The 17,626-nt window shown below is 62.0% G+C and carries 13 protein-coding genes; 9 read left to right on the top strand and 4 right to left on the bottom strand.

The window, feature by feature from the left end:
- Positions 1–90 precede the first annotated feature (90 nt).
- From NL154_RS25110 to NL154_RS25090, 5 genes are all read left to right on the top strand, one after another.
- On the top strand, positions 91–543 hold the full coding sequence (locus NL154_RS25110; RefSeq protein ID WP_221147391.1) for a hypothetical protein: 453 nt from the start codon (positions 91–93) through the stop codon (positions 541–543).
- A 26-nt stretch (positions 544–569) separates the two neighbouring features.
- Entirely contained in the window at positions 570–851 is a 282-nt protein-coding gene (locus tag NL154_RS25105) for a hypothetical protein (RefSeq protein WP_210631840.1), read from the top strand.
- A 161-nt stretch (positions 852–1,012) separates the two neighbouring features.
- Positions 1,013–2,038, top strand: coding sequence for an ABC transporter substrate-binding protein (locus tag NL154_RS25100; protein WP_434734225.1), 1,026 nt, complete (start codon positions 1,013–1,015; stop codon positions 2,036–2,038).
- Positions 2,035–3,075, top strand: coding sequence for a FecCD family ABC transporter permease (locus NL154_RS25095; protein ID WP_221147390.1), 1,041 nt, complete (start codon positions 2,035–2,037; stop codon positions 3,073–3,075). Before NL154_RS25100 ends, NL154_RS25095 begins: the two co-directional genes overlap by 4 nt.
- Positions 3,072–3,833, top strand: a complete 762-nt coding sequence (locus tag NL154_RS25090) for an ABC transporter ATP-binding protein (protein WP_210631837.1) — start codon at positions 3,072–3,074, stop codon at positions 3,831–3,833. The genes NL154_RS25095 and NL154_RS25090 overlap by 4 nt, the downstream gene beginning before the upstream one ends.
- An 18-nt stretch (positions 3,834–3,851) precedes the next feature.
- Here NL154_RS25090 and NL154_RS25085 read toward each other — a convergent pair whose 3' ends face one another.
- Positions 3,852–4,319 carry an Lrp/AsnC family transcriptional regulator gene (locus tag NL154_RS25085; protein ID WP_210631836.1) on the bottom strand — a complete coding sequence of 156 codons (468 nt, stop codon included), beginning with the start codon at positions 4,317–4,319 and terminating at the stop codon, positions 3,852–3,854.
- Positions 4,320–4,472: 153 nt separating this feature from the next.
- Here NL154_RS25085 and NL154_RS25080 point away from each other — a divergent pair, with 153 nt between their 5' ends.
- Together NL154_RS25080 and NL154_RS25075 are read left to right on the top strand one after the other, a co-directional pair.
- A complete protein-coding gene (locus tag NL154_RS25080; protein ID WP_221147389.1) occupies positions 4,473–5,651 on the top strand; it encodes an amino acid aminotransferase in 1,179 nt (392 codons plus the stop codon).
- Between the two features lie 25 nt (positions 5,652–5,676).
- Positions 5,677–7,305: a thiamine pyrophosphate-dependent enzyme gene (locus NL154_RS25075; protein ID WP_434734224.1), complete on the top strand. Its 1,629-nt coding sequence runs from the start codon at positions 5,677–5,679 to the stop codon at positions 7,303–7,305.
- Positions 7,306–7,326: 21 nt separating this feature from the next.
- On the opposite strand, the gene glgB is transcribed toward NL154_RS25075, so the two are convergent.
- From glgB to NL154_RS25060, 3 genes are read right to left on the bottom strand one after another with little or no spacing between them, the layout of a single operon-like run.
- Positions 7,327–9,531, bottom strand: coding sequence for a 1,4-alpha-glucan branching protein GlgB (gene glgB / locus NL154_RS25070; RefSeq protein ID WP_221155911.1), 2,205 nt, complete (start codon positions 9,529–9,531; stop codon positions 7,327–7,329).
- Entirely contained in the window at positions 9,528–12,809 is a 3,282-nt protein-coding gene (gene treS / locus NL154_RS25065; RefSeq protein WP_434734223.1) for a maltose alpha-D-glucosyltransferase, read from the bottom strand. Before treS ends, glgB begins: the two co-directional genes overlap by 4 nt.
- Positions 12,810–16,037 carry an alpha-1,4-glucan--maltose-1-phosphate maltosyltransferase gene (locus tag NL154_RS25060; RefSeq protein WP_434734222.1) on the bottom strand — a complete coding sequence of 1,076 codons (3,228 nt, stop codon included), beginning with the start codon at positions 16,035–16,037 and terminating at the stop codon, positions 12,810–12,812.
- Between the two features lie 269 nt (positions 16,038–16,306).
- Here NL154_RS25060 and NL154_RS25055 point away from each other — a divergent pair, with 269 nt between their 5' ends.
- Both NL154_RS25055 and NL154_RS25050 read left to right on the top strand, forming a co-directional pair.
- Positions 16,307–16,669 carry a hypothetical protein gene (locus NL154_RS25055; RefSeq protein WP_221147385.1) on the top strand — a complete coding sequence of 121 codons (363 nt, stop codon included), beginning with the start codon at positions 16,307–16,309 and terminating at the stop codon, positions 16,667–16,669.
- 70 nt (positions 16,670–16,739) lie between these two features.
- Positions 16,740–17,621 (top strand): MBL fold metallo-hydrolase, encoded by an 882-nt coding sequence (locus NL154_RS25050; RefSeq protein ID WP_221155914.1) that lies wholly within the window; start codon positions 16,740–16,742, stop codon positions 17,619–17,621.
- The last annotated feature ends 5 nt before the right edge of the window (positions 17,622–17,626 follow it).

Raw genomic sequence — 17,626 nt, 5'->3', positions numbered from 1 at the left:
TAGGCCTAACCCATCGTCAACGCCCAAACCTTGCCTGCGCGGGAACAGTTTCCCGCCGCCCGTCGTTTCCGCCCTGACAAGGAGAGCGACATGTCGAACGTCTCAAGGACAGGCAAAGACGAGATCAACAACGCGACCAGCCCGACGACCTTCGGGCGCTCGGTCGAGAGTCAGGCGCAGATGCAGGATGCCGCCGCGGAGGCATCGCCAGAGGCCGGCGGCGAGGTGCTCAACATCTATCGGCTGGAACCGATTGCGAAACCCGATGATCCCAGATGGGGCAATGCCACCAATCACGGCACGATCGTCGTGGCCGCCCGAACGCCAGGCGATGCCAGGATCGTCGCGGCCGCACGAGAACTCGATTTCATGGAAGTCGATGCGGCGCCCGCCGAGGACGTCACGACCGCCAATGCTAGCGCCTTTCGCGACGATAAACTCTACACCGTGATAGAGATCGATCGGAACAGACATGATATAAAGCGCGGTATACTCGAGGGTACGGTCTCGGTCGAAACAATCCGGCCCGTCGAGCCAGACTAGGATCCTTTCTTCACCTGGGAGTTCTCATGAATACCGCCAATCTGCAGCTCAAAGGCCTGATCATGGCGATGGCCTCGATATTCGACGCCATCGTGGAAAAGGAACTGCTCACGCGCGGCGAGATCGACGCCGCGCTCTCGAAAGCTCAAAAGGCGATTGAGGAAGACGATGACCACGAGCTGTCCGGCGCCAACTTGGCGGCAATCCTATTTCCGATCCGCGTACTGCAGCTTGCCGGCGAAGCCGGCGGAAAAGGCGAAGGCGCCACTTTTTCGGACTATGCCAAGCTTGTGGGCAAGCTCAGCTGATCATGTTCGAAGGCTTTTCGCTCGACACCGGCGAGCACTGTTCCGGCGGCAATGTTCAGTGCCGTCGATTTTTGCGATAAGTTGATCTTTTTTGTCTTGTTTTCCGATCGTTCCTGTGGCTATACCCCGGCCGCATATATTCACGCACCGGGATTTTCTTCGTGACCAGCCTCAAATCACTTCTGGCCGCCTGTGGCCTCTCCGCCCTGATCGGCCTTGCCGCAGCCCCGTCATTCGCCGGTTCGACAACCTACCCGCTGACGCTCGAAAACTGCGGCGCGCAGGTGACCTTCAAGAAAGCGCCCGAGCGGGCGATCGGGCTTGGGCAGAACAGCGCGGAAATCCTGCTGCTGCTCGGCCTCCAGGACAAGATGGTCGGCACCGCCTTCTGGCCGAGCAAGGTCCTGCCGCAACTCGCCGAAGCCAATGCCAAGGTCAAGCTCCTCACCGTGGAGATGCCGACCTTCGAATCCATGCTTGCCGAAAATCCCGATTTCGTGGCCGTCGCCCTGCCGAGCCTCGTCGGCCCGAACAGCAAGATCGCCAAGCGCGAGGATTTCGACAAGGTCGGCGTTTCAACCTATCTCTCGCCGAGCACCTGCCTCAGCACCAAGGATGTCAAGGACCAGTACGGCAGCCGCGGCGAGCCATGGAACATGGATCTGCTCTACAGGGAGATCGACGAACTCTCGCAGATTTTCGATGTCGCCGATCGCGGCCAGGCGCTGATCGCCGATTTCAAGGCGCGTGAAGCCAAGCTCCGCGGCAGCGTTGCCAAGGACGGCCAGAACCTCTCCTACGTTTTCTGGTTCTCCAGCCCCAGCCCCTCGGCCGATGCCTATGTCGGCGGCAAGTACAGCGCTTCCGGCTTCATCGCCGACCTGCTTGGCGGCCACAATGCGATCACCGCGGACGCCGAATGGCCGACCGTCGGCTGGGAAGGCATCATCGCCTCCAATCCCGCCGTCATCGTCGTCGCCAGCCTCGACCGCAACCGCTGGGAGCTCGACAAGCCCGAGGCCAAGATCAACTTCCTGATCACCGATCCGGCCGTCAGCCAGATCCCGGCCGTCAAGAACAAGGCTCTCGTCGTGATGGACGGCCAGGCGATGAATCCGACCATCCGCACGATCTACGGCGCCGAGCAGGTTGCCGAGCAATTGAAGGCCCTTGGTCTGCTGAAGTGACCAACGCAGGCCGTCTCTTCCGGCGGCTGGGAGCGGTCACCGCACTGCTGCTCGCTTCCCTCTGCCTCATCGCTGTCGCCATTGGCGTCAGCGTCGGGATCGGCGACCTGCCGATCCCGCTTGCGACCACTTTTTCGGCCGTCACCAACCGGCTCGGCTGGACCGCGGTCGAGCTGAACCGCATCCATGAGACCGTCATCTGGGACTATCGGCTCAGCCGCGCGCTCGTCGCCGCCTTCTGCGGCGCGGGGCTGGCGCTGTCGGGCGCCATCATGCAGTCGCTGCTGCGCAATCCGCTGGCCGAACCCTATGTGCTCGGCATCTCCGCCGGAGCCTCCACCGGCGCCGTCGCGATCGTCATCTTGGGCGTCGGCGCGGGCGCTGTATCGCTCTCGGCAGGCGCCTTCGCCGGCGCCTTCGCGGCCTTCTTCTTCGTGGCGCTGCTGTCGAACGGCACGCGCGGCGGCGCGGACCGCACCATCCTTGCCGGTGTCGCCGCATCGCAGCTCTTCAACGCCTCCACCTCCTATATCGTCACCACCTCGGCCAACGCGCAACAGGCCCGCGACGTCATGTTCTGGCTGCTCGGCAGCTTCAGCGGCGTGCGCTGGCCGGAATTCGCGCTGGTCTCGATCGTCGTCGGTTTCGGCCTCGCCGCCTGTCTGCTCTACGCCCGCGTGCTCGACGCCTTCGCTTTCGGCGACGAAGCTGCGTCCTCGCTCGGCGTCAATGTCAGCCGCGCCAGAATGGCGCTCTTCGCGCTGACCGCGATGATGACGGCGACGATCGTCAGCATGGTCGGCTCGATCGGGTTCGTCGGCCTCGTCGTGCCGCATGTCGCCCGCTTCGTCGTCGGGCCGCTGCATATCCGTCTCCTGCCGGCCTGCGCCATCGCGGGAGCGATCTTCATGGTGCTCGCAGACATTGCCGCGCGCGCCCTCATTCCCAACCAGATCCTGCCGATTGGCGTCGTCACGGCGCTGGTGGGCGTGCCCTTCTTCTCAATCATCCTCTACCGGTTCCAGCGCGCGCCATGAGCATCAAGGCTGACAACCTCACCTGGAAAATTGGCAGGAAGACCATTCTGGACGGTGTTTCCATGGAGGCGCAGCCCGGCCGGATGCTCGGCCTGCTCGGGCCAAACGGCTCGGGCAAGACCTCGCTGCTGCGGCTTCTCGCCGGCCTGAAGCGGCCGCATTCGGGTCGCGTCATCCTCGCCGGTAGCGATATCGGTACCATCAGCCGCCGGTCGATCGCCCGGCGCATCGCCTTCGTCGAGCAGCACGCGACGACGAACGCCAACCTCAAGGTCGTCGACGTCGTCAAGCTCGGCCGCTTCCCGCACCGGTCGATGTTCTCGGGCTGGACGAGAGCCGACGAAGAGGCGGTCGAGGCCGCACTCGCACGCGCCGGCATGGCCGAAAAGCGCGACGAGCGCTGGCAGAGCCTGTCGGGCGGCGAAAAGCAGCGCACCCATATCGCCAGGGCGCTTGCCCAATCGCCGCAGGAGCTGATCCTCGACGAACCGACAAATCATCTCGACATTCAGCACCAGATCGGCCTAATGCGGCTCGTTTCCGGCCTGCCGATCACCAGCATCGTCGCGCTGCACGATCTCAACCATGCCGCCATGTTCTGCGATGAGCTTATTATCATGCAGCAGGGCAGGATCGTCGCCTCCGGCGCGCCAGAGGACGTGTTGAGCGAGAAACTGCTGCGCGAAGTCTTTTCGGTCGAAGCCCGCATCGAAGCTTCACCCCATCATTCGCGCCCGCATATCCATTATCTCAGGTGAAAGCGGCCGGAGCCGCCCTCACGTCACGATCTGCAGCGGCAGAGCGGTCGTTTTTTTGATCGTCTTCAGGACGATGCTCGATTTCACCGACGCCAGATTGTCGGTGACCCGGATCATTCTTTCGAGAAACTGGCTGAGATGGTCGAGGTCGCGCGTCATGACCTTCATCAGAAAGTCGGCGTCACCCGTCTGCGAATAACATTCCAGGATCTCCGGCGCAGTCTCGATGAAACGATGGAGCCGCTCGTTTCCGCCTTCTGTATGCGCGCGAAGGCTGACGAGCGTATGCGCGACGACGGTGAAACCCAGCTTCACCGGATTGAGGATGGCGACGACGCTCTGAATATATTGCTCGTTGCGCAGCCTTTCCAAACGGCGGGCGCATTGGGTCGCCGAGAGATTGACCTTCTGAGAGAGTTCGCTCTGCGTCAGTTCGCTGTTCTGCTGGAGAGCGGCGAGCAGTTTGATATCAAATGGGTCCAGCATGGTCATCGGCCTCGATTGCGGTGAGTTTCTGCGTATTATACCGATATGACGCAGATTATCTGCACAATTACGCTTAAACAGGAAGATAATCGCAGAAATTCGTCGCGATAGTTCCGTTAATCTTCGGCCTCTGACATGCAAGTGGAGGTGACAGTGTTTGACCAACTGAACAGCCGGCCGGCCGATAGCCTGCTCGCGCTCATCAAAGCCTTCCAGGCCGACGATCGTCCCGGAAAGATCGACCTCGGCGTCGGCGTCTATCGCGATGCCATGGGACGCACGCCCGTCATGCGGGCCGTCAAGGCGGCGGAGCAGTTTCTCCTGGAGACCCAGGACAGCAAGAAATATCTCGGCCCCGAGGGTGATCTGCAATTCGTGCGCCTGCTTGAGCCGATCATCTTCGGCAACTCGCCGAAATTCGCCCAACGGCTCGCCGGCATTCAGACGCCGGGCGGCAGCGGCGCGCTCCGTCTCGGCGCGGAACTCATCCAAACGGCAAATCCATCGGCAAAGGTTCTCTTGGGAACGCCGAGCTGGCCTAACCATGCACCGATCTTCGCTTCGGCACGCTTGGACGTAAAGGAATATGCCTTCGTCGACCTGACGTCACAGCAGGTGACGTTCGAAAGCGTGGTCTCCGCTTTGTCTTCCGCCGGGGAAGGCGACGTCGTGCTGCTTCACGGTTGCTGCCATAATCCCACGGGTATCGATTTTACCGTGGAACAGTGGCGAGAGATTACCCAACTTCTCGTTGCGCACAGGCTCGTGCCCTTCATCGATCTTGCCTATCAGGGGCTCGGCGACGGTCTTGAACAAGATGCAGCACCGACGCGCATAATCCTCGATGCGGTCGAGGAAGCGCTGATCGCCTATTCCTGCGACAAGAACTTCGGCCTCTATCGCGAACGCGTCGGCGCGCTGTATGTCGTGGCTCGCCATGCCGATGACGCCAGAAAGGCGGAAAGCAACATGGCGGCGCTTGCCCGCGTCAACTGGTCCATGCCGCCGGATCATGGGGCCGCCATCGTCAGGGCCATTCTCGAAAACCCGGAAATGACGGCAATGTGGCGCGCCGAACTCGAAGAGATGTGCGAGCGCATCAACGGCAATCGCGCGGCGCTGGCTGCTGCCTCGCCCGAACTGGCTTTCATCAGCCGTCAGCGCGGCCTGTTTTCCAATCTCTCCATGCGCAAGGAAACGGCGGTCGCGCTCAGGGCAAACCACGGCATCTACATGGCGGATTCCGGGCGCATGAACCTTGCCGGCATGCAGCCCGCCGATGCCGGCGCCATCGTCGCGGCGCTCCGGGCCGAAGGCTGCCTGAAATCATAACCGATCGCACCATTGGAGCCTTTGAATGAACAGGAAAGAAACGACCGGCCAGGCGATCACCCGATCGCTTGTCGCCCATGGGATCGATACAGTCTTCGGCATCCCCGGCGCCCACATGTACGATTTCAACGATGCCCTCTACGACGCCGGCGACAAGATCCGGTTCATCCACACCCGGCATGAACAGGGCGCGGCCTACATGGCCTACGGCTATGCCAAATCCACCGGCAGGATCGGCGCCTATACCGTCGTGCCCGGCCCGGGTGTTCTCAATTCGGGCGCCGCCCTCTGCACCGCTTACGGCGCCAACGCGCCGGTGCTCTGCATCACCGGCAACATCATGTCGCACCTCATCGGCCGAGGCAGAGGACAGCTGCACGAACTGCCGGATCAGCTTGCGACGATGCGCGGGATTACCAAGGCGGCAGAACGCATCAACCATCAGTCCGAAGCCGGCCCGGTCATGGCGGCGGTCGTCGGCAAGATGCTCTCCGGCCGCCAAGGCCCGGGAGCGGTCGAAGCCCCTTGGGACGTGTTCGGACAATCCGGCCCTGAAATCGACATTCCCGTTGGCGCGAGAGCGCCTCATCCAACCGTCGATCCCGATCAGATCGCGGCCGCGGCAGCACTGATATCAAGCGCAAGCAATCCGATGATCATGGTCGGCGGCGGCGCGGTGGATGCCGGCGCGGAGATCGCCGCGTTAGCGGAATTGCTGCAGGCGCCGGTGACATCGCATCGCTCCGGCAAGGGCATCGTGCCCGACGACCATCCGAACTATCTGAATTTCGTGGCCGCCTATGAATACTGGAAGAAGGTCGACGTGCTGATCGGGATCGGCAGCAGGCTCGAATTGCAGTTCATGCGCTGGAAGTGGCTTCCCAAGGGGCTCAAGATCATCCGCATCGATATCGATCCGACCGAGATGGTCCGTCTCAAGCCGGATGTCGGCATCGTCTCGGACGCCAAGGATGGGGCCCAGGCTCTTACCGACGCGCTGGCGGGGTACTTCCGAGGGGATCGCAGGCACGAATTTGCCGAACTCAATGAAGAAGCAAGATCTCGTTTCTCGGCGGTGCAGCCACAGCTTGGCTATCTCGAAGCCATTCGCGAGGCCCTGCCGAAAGACGGCTTCTTCGTCGAGGAAATCAGCCAGACTGGCTTTGCCGCCCGCTTTGCCTTCCCGACCTACGGCCCTCGCCAATACGTGACATGCGGCTATCAGGACAATCTCGGTTTCGGCTTCAACACCGCCTTAGGCGTGAAAGTCGCCCATCCCGATAAGGCAGTGGTCTCCGTTTCGGGCGATGGCGGCTTCATGTTCGGCGTCCAGGAACTTGCCACAGCCGTCCAGCACAAGATCGCCGTCGTCGCCATCGTCTTCAACAATTCAGCCTACGGCAATGTGCTGCGCGACCAGAGGCAGATCTACAAGGGCCGCACTCTCGGCTCGGATCTGACCAATCCCGATTTCGTCGTCCTTGGCGAGAGCTTCGGCATCCGATCCTTCCGGGCGACAAGCCCCGGCGAATTGAGAGAGGTGCTGGAGAAGGCACTCGCACTCGACGAGCCCGTTCTCATCGAAGTTCCGGTTGGAAGGGGATCTGAGGCGAGTCCCTGGCCTTTCATTCATCCGGCTCCGCATGCCGAATGACCGCAAGGGGCCGAGACCTTTTCACGGCGACGGCCCCTTGAGAAATATCGTCGCCAGCGGTGGCAGTGTCAGCGCGAGGGAATGCGGCCTGCCGTGGGCGGCCACGGGTTCGCTCGACACTGCGCCGTTGACGAGACCGGACCCGCCATATTCGCGCGCATCCGTCGTGACCCGTTCGACCCACACGCCATCCTGCGGCACGCCGATCCTGTAGCCGTAACGGGGCACCGGCGTGAAGTTCGAGAGGACGAGAACCGAGGACGAGCGATCGGGGGCATAACGCAGCATGCCGAGCACTGAATTCACCGCGTCGTCGGCCGCCGCCCATTCGAAGCCTTGGTGATGGAAATCGCCGAACTGCAATGCCGGCTCGTCTTTGTAGAAGCCGTTCAGATCCTTGACCAGCCGCTGGATTCCCGCATGCGCGGGCCGATCCAGCACTTCCCAGCTGATTGAGGCGTCGTGGTTCCACTCGCCGAGCTGAGCGATCTCGCCTCCCATGAACATCAGCTTCTTGCCGGGATGGCCCCACATGAAGGCGAGGTAGCTCCGCAGATTGGCGAACTTCTGCCACTCGTCGCCCGGCATCTTGCCGAGCAGCGAGCCTTTTCCGTAGACCACCTCGTCGTGCGAAATCGGCAGAATGAAGCGTTCGGAATAGGCATAGATCATGCCGAAGGTCATCGTGCCGTGATGGTAGCTCCGATGGACGGGGTCCTTCTCGATATAGCTCAGGCTGTCATGCATCCAGCCCATGTTCCACTTCATGTCGAAACCGAGCCCACCCTCTTCCGGCGGCTTGGTGACGCCGGGCCAAGCGGTCGACTCCTCTGCGATCGTCATCGCATGCGGGCAGCGCTCATGGACGATGCTGTTCAGGTGCTTGAAGAATTCCACCGCTTCCAGGTTCTCACGGCCGCCATACCGGTTCGGAATCCATTCCCCCTCGTTGCGGCTGTAGTCGCGGTAGAGCATCGAGGCGACGGCATCGACGCGCAATCCGTCGATATGGTAGCGTTCGAGCCATTCCAGCGCGCTGGCGATCAGGAAGCCTTTCACCTCGTTGCGGCCGAGATTGTAGATCAGCGTGTTCCAGTCACGGTGAAAGCCTTCACGCGGATCCTCGTGTTCGTAGAGCGCGGTGCCGTCGAAGCGGGCGAGCCCCCAGACGTCGGTGGGAAAATGAGCCGGCACCCAATCGAGGATGACGCCGATCCCGGCGCCATGGCAGCGGTCGATGAAATAGGCGAGATCCTCAGGCGTGCCATAACGGCCGGTCGGGGCGAAGAGGCCGAGCGGCTGATACCCCCAGGAGCCGCCGAAGGGGTGTTCCATGATCGGCAGCAACTCGATATGGGTGAATCCCATATCGCGAACATAGGGAACGAGCCGCTGGCTGAGCTCGACCCAGTCGAGCGACCGCCCGCCATTCTCCCGCAGCCAGGAACCGGCATGCACCTCGTAGACGGAGATCGGCCCTTCCAGTCTTTGCTGTCGCGACCGGCCCTTCATCCAATTGTCGTCAGTCCACCGGAATCGCATCGACGATGCGACGATCGAAGCGGTGGACGGGGCAGCTTCGCTCGCTCTCGCCACCGGATCGGCCTTCTGCGGCAAACAGTTTCCATGCGGATCGATGATCTCGAACTTGTATCTTTCGCCGGGCGCCAGCCGGGGCACGAACAGCTCCCAGACGCCGGCGGACTGCCTCAACCGCATCGGGTTTCGCCGCCCGTCCCAGGCGTTGAAATCGCCGACAACCGAAACGCGGCGGGCATTCGGCGCCCAGACGGCGAAGCGGACGCCTGCGACGTCGTCGACCGACATTTCAACCGCGCCGAGCGTCCGGCTCAGGCTATAATGCGTGCCCTCGGAGATCAGGTGGAGATCGAGCTCTCCAAGCAGAAGTCCGAAACTATAGGGATCCTCGGTGATCTGCTCGCCATCCGGCCATGTGATCCGCAACCGGTAGGGCATCCTCGAACCCATCGCCGCCGCAAACAAGCCTGAGGGGTGAGCGATGCTGAAGGGTGCCACCACCCTGCCGCTCGCCGCTTCGATGAGATCGACGCCTTCGGCACCCGGCAAATAGACGCGCACGATCGTCATGCCGCCGCTTTCATGCGGGCCGAGGATCGAGAAGGGATCGCCGTGGCGTCCCTCGATCAGCGCCCAGAGCGCATCATGTCCGATGCCGGCGAGAAGTTCCGAGCGTTCAACATTCATGCCTCGACCCCCGCTAAGCGCGATACGATTTCGGTAAGGCCGGCAAGCGGGATCGGCAGCCATTTCGGCCTGATGCGGGCCTCATAGGCGATTTCGTATGCCGCCTTTTCGAGAAGAAAAGCATCGAGAACCCTCCGTCGTTGTTCGGTCGGCATGGCGAGCGCCTTCGAGGCCGAGACCGCCTGCCAATAGGCATCGAGAAAAGCCTGCTCGGCATTGCGCCCGAAACGGGCGATGGCGTCATGGCGCACCTCGTTTTCGTGTTCGGTGACTGCGTCATTGTCGAGCTGGGCGGTGGCGACGAGATAGCTGAGCGACCGGAGAAGCCCGGCGACATCGCGCAGCGGAACCGTCTTGGCGCGGCGTTCAGCGAGGTTTTTCGCGGGTTCGCCCTCGAAATCGATGATGACGGCGTCGCCCTCACTGACCAGGATCTGACCGAGATGGAAGTCGCCATGCGTACGCGTCATCAGCGTGCCGCGGGCGCTCTCCGCCAGGCGCGCGCCAAGTTCAACCAGTTCGGAGCGGCGTTCCAGAAGCGGACGGGCGAGCAGATCGATAGCGGGCTCGGCATTTTCCTCGCGCTCGGCAAGCTTCGACATGGCATAGGCGACTTCGCCCGCCACCGCCTTCTTGATCGCCTCGACCTCATCGTCGCCAGCGACCACAGGGCTGAAAGCCTCGTCCGCGTTTTCCCCGGAGAGCACGACGTGTAACTCGCCGAGCCTCATACCGACCATGGCAACGAAGCTGATCAGCGGCCGGAAGACGTCGTCGCCGGGCTCGACCGCCGGATCGTTCAACACGAGCTCGTCGGCCGCGCGGCGCAGATTGTTCAGCATCCAGTTCCAGGCGTCGCCCTGGTTGCGGATCGCGCCCTGGACGATGATCAAGGTCGAGCGACGCCCACTGGAATCCGTATGCGCGACCTCGCCGAGGAGTGGAGCGGTGTGATGGTAACCCGCGCAGGTCAGAAACCGCGTCATCTCGACTTCCGGATGGACGCCCGGAAAGATGTGCCGGATCAGCTTGATCATGGCGACGTCGCCGACGATCAGCGAACTGTTGGATTGTTCGGCCGATAGCCAATGAACCGGCATGCCGTCGGTAACCTGTAGGCGGTCGAGCCGCTCGGTGCCGAGAAATTCGAGGGTGCCGGTACGTCCGGTGATGCGCGAGCGGTCGGTCAGCCCGCGCAGGATACCGCGCGCCATCGGCTCGACCGCGAACCCATCTGTCAGGAAGCCGACCCGCCTGCCCTGACGAACCCGCCCGAGCGCAAGCTGCTGTGTCAGAGCGGAGGGTTGCGCATCATCCCAGGCGACCGCCAGCGGCAACTGATAGGATTCGCTGTGATCCGGCAGCTCCACCTCCAACTCGCCGAGAACGATCCCATCGGCATAGGGGATCGGCGTTGCCGAAATCAGTCGAGCCGCCTGAAGCGGCTGATCCTTTGCGCCGAACCACCGCCGTTTGGAGAGGTAGGCGGGCAGAATTTCGTTGCTGAGGACGCGTCCCAGCCGCGGTTCATCGACGAGGTCGAGCAGACCGCGGCGGAGGACCATCGTCACGAGATCGGGAAGCTGTTCGGGCGGAGCAGTACGCCATGCCGGCGGATCGGCATCGGCCTCCAGCTGAAACCAGAAGAAGCCATAGGGCGGCAGCGTCAGGAGATAGGTCAGTTGCCCGATCGGCGGAAAGGGCGACATGCCCGTCAGTTCGATCGGCACGCGGCCCTCGAAGGCCGAGAGGTCGAGCTCGACCGCCTGGGGCAGTCGCGAGAGGTTTGCGACGCACATCAGCGTCTCGCCTTCATATTCCCTGAGATAGACCAGGATCTTGCGGTTCTCAGGCGAGAGGAAACGCAGCGAACCGCGTCCGAAGGCCGGATGCCGACCGCGCAGCGCCAGCATCTTGCGCGTCCAGTTAAGCAGCGAATGCGCATCGGTGCTCTGGGCTTCGACATTGACAGCTTCGAAGCCGTAGAGCGGATCGGCGATCGGCGGCAGGACGAGGCGCGCCGGATCCGTTCGGGAGAAGCCGCCATTGCGGTCGGGTGACCATTGCATCGGCGTCCGCACCCCGTCACGGTCGCCGAGATAGATGTTGTCGCCCATGCCGATCTCATCACCGTAATAGATAACGGGCGTCCCCGGCATCGACAGAAGAAGCGCGTTCATCAACTCTATGCGCCGGCGATCGCGTTCCATCAGCGGCGCCAAGCGCCGCCTGATGCCGAGATTGATGCGGGCGCGCTTGTCGGAAGCATAGGTCTCCCAGAGATAGTCCCGCTCGGCGTCGGTGACCATCTCAAGCGTCAGTTCGTCGTGATTGCGCAGGAAGATCGCCCATTGGCAATTCTCCGGGATTTCAGGCGTCTGGCGCAGGATGTCGGTGATCGGGAAGCGGTCTTCCTTGGCAATCGCCATGTACATGCGCGGCATCAGCGGGAAGTGGAACGCCATATGGCATTCGTCGCCTTCGCCGAAATATTCGCGCGTGTCCTCCGGCCATTGATTGGCTTCGGCAAGCAGCATCACGCCGGGATGAGTGGCATCGAGGGCGGCACGGATGCGCTTGAGGATTGCGTGCGTCTCGGGAAGGTTTTCGTTGATCGTCCCCTCGCGCTCGACGAGGTACGGAATCGCATCGAGGCGGAAACCGTCGATACCGGTCTCCAGCCAGAAGCGCATCACCTTCAGTAGCTCCTCCATAACAAGCGGGCTGTCGAAATTGAGGTCGGGCTGGTGGGAATAGAAGCGGTGCCAATAATAGGCGCCGGCGACGGCATCCCACGTCCAGTTCGATTTTTCCGTGTCGAGGAAGATGATGCGCGTTTCCGGAAATTTCTGATCGCTGTCCGACCAGACATAGAAATCCCGCTCCGGCGATCCCGCAGGTGCATGACGTGCCCGCTGGAACCAGGGATGCTGGTCGGAGGTGTGGTTGATGACGAGCTCGATGATGACACGGATATTGCGCTGGTGGGCGGCGTCGACGAAGGCGCGGAAATCCTCCATAGTCCCGTAATCCGGGCTGACATTGCCGTAGTCGGCGATGTCGTAGCCGTCGTCACGACGCGGTGAGGGAAAGAAAGGCAAAAGCCAGATCGCGTTGACGCCGAGGGCTGCGACGTGATCGAGCTTCTGGTGCAGGCCGGCAAAATCGCCGACGCCGTCGCCATTGGCGTCGTAGAATGACTTGATGTGCAGCTGGTAGATGATCGCATCCTTGTACCAGAGCAGCGGGTCGACGCTACCGGGATTCATCGTGTCCATTCATGCCTCCGCTGCGCGAACGCGCCAGATCGCAAAGGGCAGGATCTGAGGATTGAAACCCACTCTCTGCCGCTTGCCGTTCCACCTGAACCGGTGCCCCGTGACCAAGTCCTCGGCGTCGAGCGCGCCGCCATCATCCAACGACCACTTCCAAAGCGGCAGTTCGACATCGCTTTCCTGAAAATTATGGGGGTCAAGGCTGATCGCGATCAGCAAGACATTGTCGCGGGCTTGGCTCGCCTTCTCGAAGAACAGGATGTTGTCATTCCAGGCGTCCAGCAGCGTCAGCCCGAGATGCGAATGCAGCGCGGTATTTTCGTTCCGAATGCGGTTCAGCATCCTGATTTCGGCGATGATGTTGCCCGGCCGGTCGTAATCCCAGGCGCGGATCTCGTATTTCTCGCTGTCGGCATATTCCTTGCGCTTGGCGTCGGGACGGCCCTCGCAGAGTTCGAAGCCGTTATAAACGCCCCACAGACCGGAAAGCGTCGCGGCGAGTGCAGCGCGGATCAGGAAGGCCGGGCGCGGCGCGTTCTGCAGAAAATCCGGATTGATGTCATGGGTGTTGACGAAGAAATGCGGGCGGAAGAATTCCTTCGGCGCCGTCTCGGTCAGCTCTCGCATATATTGCTCGAGCTCCCACTTGGTATTGCGCCAGGTGAAGTATGTGTAGGACTGGGAGAAGCCAATCTTCGCCAACCGGTACATGACCTTCGGCTTGGTGAAGGCTTCCGACAGGAAGACGACGTCGGGATGGCGCGCCCTGATATCGCCGATCAGCCATTCCCAGAACGGAAATGGCTTTGTGTGCGGATTGTCGACACGAAACAGCTTGACGCCCTGGTCGACCCAAAGCTGGACAATATCCCTGAGTTCCACCCACAGAGAGGGCAGCGCGTCTTTCGTATAGAAATCGACATTGACGATGTCCTCGTACTTTTTCGGCGGGTTCTCGGCATATTTGATCGTGCCGTCGGGCCTCCAGTCGAACCAGCCGGGATGTTCCGTCAGCCAGGGATGATCGGGCGAAGCCTGGATCGCGAGATCGAGCGCGATCTCCAACCCATGCCGGCCCGCCTCCTCGACCAGCCGGCCGAAATCCTCGAAATCGCCAAGCTCGGGATGAATGGCATCATGGCCGCCCTCCTCGGAACCGATGGCATAGGGACTTCCGGGATCATCAGGCGCTGCCTTCAGGCTGTTATTGCGTCCCTTTCGGTTGGTCGTTCCAATCGGATGGATCGGCGGGAAGTAGAGCACGTCGAAACCCATGTCGCGGATGGCAGACAATCTCGGGATGACGTCGTCGAAGGTGCCGTGCCGATTGGGATCGCCGCTCTGTGAGCGCGGGAAGATCTGATACCAGCTGGCGAAGGCCGCTGACTTGCGTTCAGCATCGACGGCGCCTGTCGTGGAGCGAAGCCGGAAGGGCCGCCTGTCAGCCTTGTTCATCAACTCGGAGGTCTCGGGGTCGAGCAGGATTGCCGTGCGCTCGGCATCCGAGGCGTTTTCCAGACCGTCGATGAGCGCCTGCAAGTCGGCGCCGAGTGCCGCCGGCGCTTCGGCCCTCGCGGCGCGCACGAGGTTCAACCCCTCCTGAAGCTCCAGCTTCAGGTCCAACCTGGCATCGTTCTTCTTGGTCAGTTCGTAGCGGAAGATCGCGAACGGATTCTTCCACGCTTCGACCGCGAACTCGTAGCGTCCGATGCGCTCCAGCAGGAATTCGGCGCGCCAGCGGTCGTTCTCGCCCAGCTGCATCTCAGTCTCGTTCCACTCCGCCATGGCGTCGTGCGGCCGCCAGAGCAGGACGGCCGCGATCGGGTCGTGACCGTCGGCGAATAGATCGGCCTCGACGGTGACGGTCTCGCCGACCACCCGCTTGACAGGAAAGCGTCCGTCATCGACCCGCGGCATGATGTTTTCGATGGCAAGCCGCGGCGAAGCGATCGCCTGCTCAACGTCGAGGGCGGGTCGGGATGTGATCGGCTCCGGCGCTCTGGCTCCGATGATCCGCGTCTCCCCGGCCCGCAGGCGCAGGATTGCGCCATCGGCCGCGACGGGAAGATAGCCGGACACCGCCTCGCGAAGCGCCGTCATCGGCGCGGGCGCGCTTCTCCGGAGGTCCCGGTTAATCAGGACGAACCGCACATTCGATGCACTGCGGAGATCCTGCTCCTCGGATTGCACAAGCGCGGAGACCGGCCCGTTGGCGTTGCGGATCAGGCGAAGCGACGGAGCGCGCGCGTGGCCGGGCCTGCCGATCTCGGCATTGGCGGCGCGTATTTCAGAGGAGATGTCGAAGGCGAGATCATGGCGCAGCTTCCGCAGCCCCGAACCATCGCCGTGGGTTGGATCGAGCGGCGTCGCCGCACCATATTCGAAACCAATCGGAACCATGAGGCCGCCGCCGAGCGAGGCGGCGAGCCGCAGCGCTCTGACGGCACGCCGCTCGAGAATTTCACGGCTCTCGGTCCCATGCGCAATCCGTCTGGCAAAGGGCGGTTCGGGAAAGGCAATTTGCCAGCCGAGCGCCTCCTGAACGCGATGCTCCTCGACGAACCATCTCTCGTCGAGATCCCACCAGGCCATCGATGAAAAACATCCAGAAAAGCCCGCATCCGCGATCCCTCTTCTTACCGCAAAGTCGGTGCCGGGCGTCCAGGCGAGGAATTGCGCGTCAGCCTTCTCGCGCACCGCAGCGATCAGCGATTTGAAAAGCGCCGGTTCAGCGCGATCGATCCCGAGCACTCGGTAGCCGGAGAGGCCGAGCCCGGACAGCCGCCACAGCCGTTCGGTCCACTCCCCCAACAAACGCAATTGCCGCTCGGACCCGATCGTGTTCATCGGCTCCGCCGGATCGAGCGGCGAGCGTCGAGGATCGATCGGACGAAAGCCCACTTGCGCATCGCCGACTTTCCCGTCGAGCATCAGGTCCATCATCAGGCCGACGCCGCTCTTGTCAGCGGCCTCCGACAGGCGCGATATCCCATCATCGACCGCGCTTCCGAGCTGCAGTTCAGGATCGAGCCGATCGAAATCCCGGGAGGTAAAGACGCTGCAGTCCCCGCCTCGGTCGAAGAGCGGCGCCGTCAGAACATACTCAAAGCCAGTATCCGCCGCATGGTCGAAAACCTCGCGCCATGCATCGATGCCTTGGAGAAGTAGCGGGTTGACATAATAGATCCGGGGTGGGGTGCTGAACGCACCCTGCTTCGCAGAGAGTAACATCGGCCGCCGCCTCGTGTTGCTTTTCAGGCAAACTTCTTTTGGCGGAGGTTGTTCCACTCAAACCGTCAATTCACGGCTGCATGGGGCACATGGCTAAAGGCTGAACGCGCCTGCGCGCGAGGTGGGAGACGACGTGATCCGGCAGGCCGATCTCGCTCAGCGAGAGAAGGAAGTCCTCACGATTTGCCAGTAGAGATATTGCCGCCATGCGATAAAAGATCGTCCGACTGTTTCCGATCCGGAAATCTCGAGCGGTTGAGAGCCCATCAATGCTTCGATCAATAGTCTTCATCACCGCCCTCACGGCTTGCATACCCTGCCTCGCCTCCTGGAGCATCGAGACCGATCGCTCGACGCCGGATAAGCACGGCCTGTTCGAAATCCGCGAAAAGGCCAGGCGCTTCATCGCACAGGAGAACGCCAAGGCGCACGAGCAGTGGAACGTGCTAGAACCCAATGCGAAGGTGCTTGTGCCCCGATGCGCGGTGCCCCTGCAGGCACGATGGACGCCGAAGAGCCTCGGCCGCTCGAAGCCCAGCGTTATAGTGATCTGCGCGGCCGCTGTGCCGAACGCCGTGATGGAACGGTGGGATGTGCCAGTGCCGGTGGAGCGGAAATCGGGAAGCCCTTAGAGGGCGAGCATCCAAACGAGATTTGATGTAGTAGATGATATCACTGCGATTGCAGCGAAGGCGGGCAGACGTGAACCCAGCGGTAGAATTGTGCTCCTATCCCGGACTTGACGAGCGCATCATTATCCTCCGGGCGGGAGACGAGGTCGATGCCGTGTTTGTGCGGACCGAGAGGTTCAATGTCCTGGTCGATACACTCGGCACGCCGGAACTGTGCCGGATTGCGCTCGATCTGGTTGGGGACAGAGGCGAGGATCGCCCGCTGATCGTCGTCAATTCGCATATGGATTGGGATCACTTCTGGGGGAACACTGCGGTTTCAGGGCGTGCTCCGATCATCGCGCATGCCGCCGCGCTCGACCGTCTGCGTGATGCCTCTACGCAGCAGATCCTGAAGGACAAGGCGAGACAGGAAACGCGGTTTGCGAACGTCGAACTTATCGGCCCGGATATCACCTTCTCCGGCTCGATGGTCCTCAACGGCGGCGATCTGACGTTGGAACTCATTCACACGCCGGGACACACGCCTGACCATATCGCCGTCTGGATTCCGGAACTCCGCATCTGCCTCGCCGTCGACGCGGTGGAATATCCCATTCCCGAAGTCTGGAGCAGGAGTGCCGATGATCTTCGCCAGATCCGCTCCTCACTCAGGCTTATCCGTGACCTTGATGCGAAACTGGTCATTCCCGCACACGGCAGAACATCGACGCCTTCGGCAGTGGACGAGAACCTCGCTTATTTCCAAGACTTGGCCGTTCGCGTCGGCGCCCTGAGTGAAAGCCAGCTGGCTGACCCGCAACTCGGCAGTACAAGTGGTTTCCGGCTTGACGACTTCGTCGCCATTCCCAACGGGATGCCGTCGGACACGGCGGCGTTCTACAGGAACTGCCATGAGACGAACCTTGGCGCTACGGTTCAGGCCCATATCGAAAAACTGAAATCTGCGTAGGAGGC

The organism is Rhizobium sp. YTUHZ044, assembly GCF_051123975.1.
GTDB lineage: Bacteria > Pseudomonadota > Alphaproteobacteria > Rhizobiales > Rhizobiaceae > Rhizobium.
The sequence above is the reverse complement of the archived record's forward strand: the minus strand, read 5'-3'. Positions and strand labels throughout refer to the sequence as shown.

What these genes read in the sequence shown, in the direction of transcription:
- NL154_RS25110 (WP_221147391.1), top strand. Translation starts at nt 91, where the DNA reads ATGTCGAACGTCTCAAGGACAGGCAAAGACGAGATCAACAACGCGACC.
- NL154_RS25105 (WP_210631840.1), top strand. Translation starts at nt 570, where the DNA reads ATGAATACCGCCAATCTGCAGCTCAAAGGCCTGATCATGGCGATGGCC.
- NL154_RS25090 (WP_210631837.1), top strand. Translation starts at nt 3,072, where the DNA reads ATGAGCATCAAGGCTGACAACCTCACCTGGAAAATTGGCAGGAAGACC.
- NL154_RS25085 (WP_210631836.1), bottom strand. Translation starts at nt 4,319, where the DNA reads ATGCTGGACCCATTTGATATCAAACTGCTCGCCGCTCTCCAGCAGAAC.
- NL154_RS25075 (WP_434734224.1), top strand. Translation starts at nt 5,677, where the DNA reads ATGAACAGGAAAGAAACGACCGGCCAGGCGATCACCCGATCGCTTGTC.
- glgB (WP_221155911.1), bottom strand. Translation starts at nt 9,531, where the DNA reads ATGAATGTTGAACGCTCGGAACTTCTCGCCGGCATCGGACATGATGCG.
- treS (WP_434734223.1), bottom strand. Translation starts at nt 12,809, where the DNA reads ATGGACACGATGAATCCCGGTAGCGTCGACCCGCTGCTCTGGTACAAG.
- NL154_RS25060 (WP_434734222.1), bottom strand. Translation starts at nt 16,037, where the DNA reads ATGTTACTCTCTGCGAAGCAGGGTGCGTTCAGCACCCCACCCCGGATC.
- NL154_RS25055 (WP_221147385.1), top strand. Translation starts at nt 16,307, where the DNA reads ATGCTTCGATCAATAGTCTTCATCACCGCCCTCACGGCTTGCATACCC.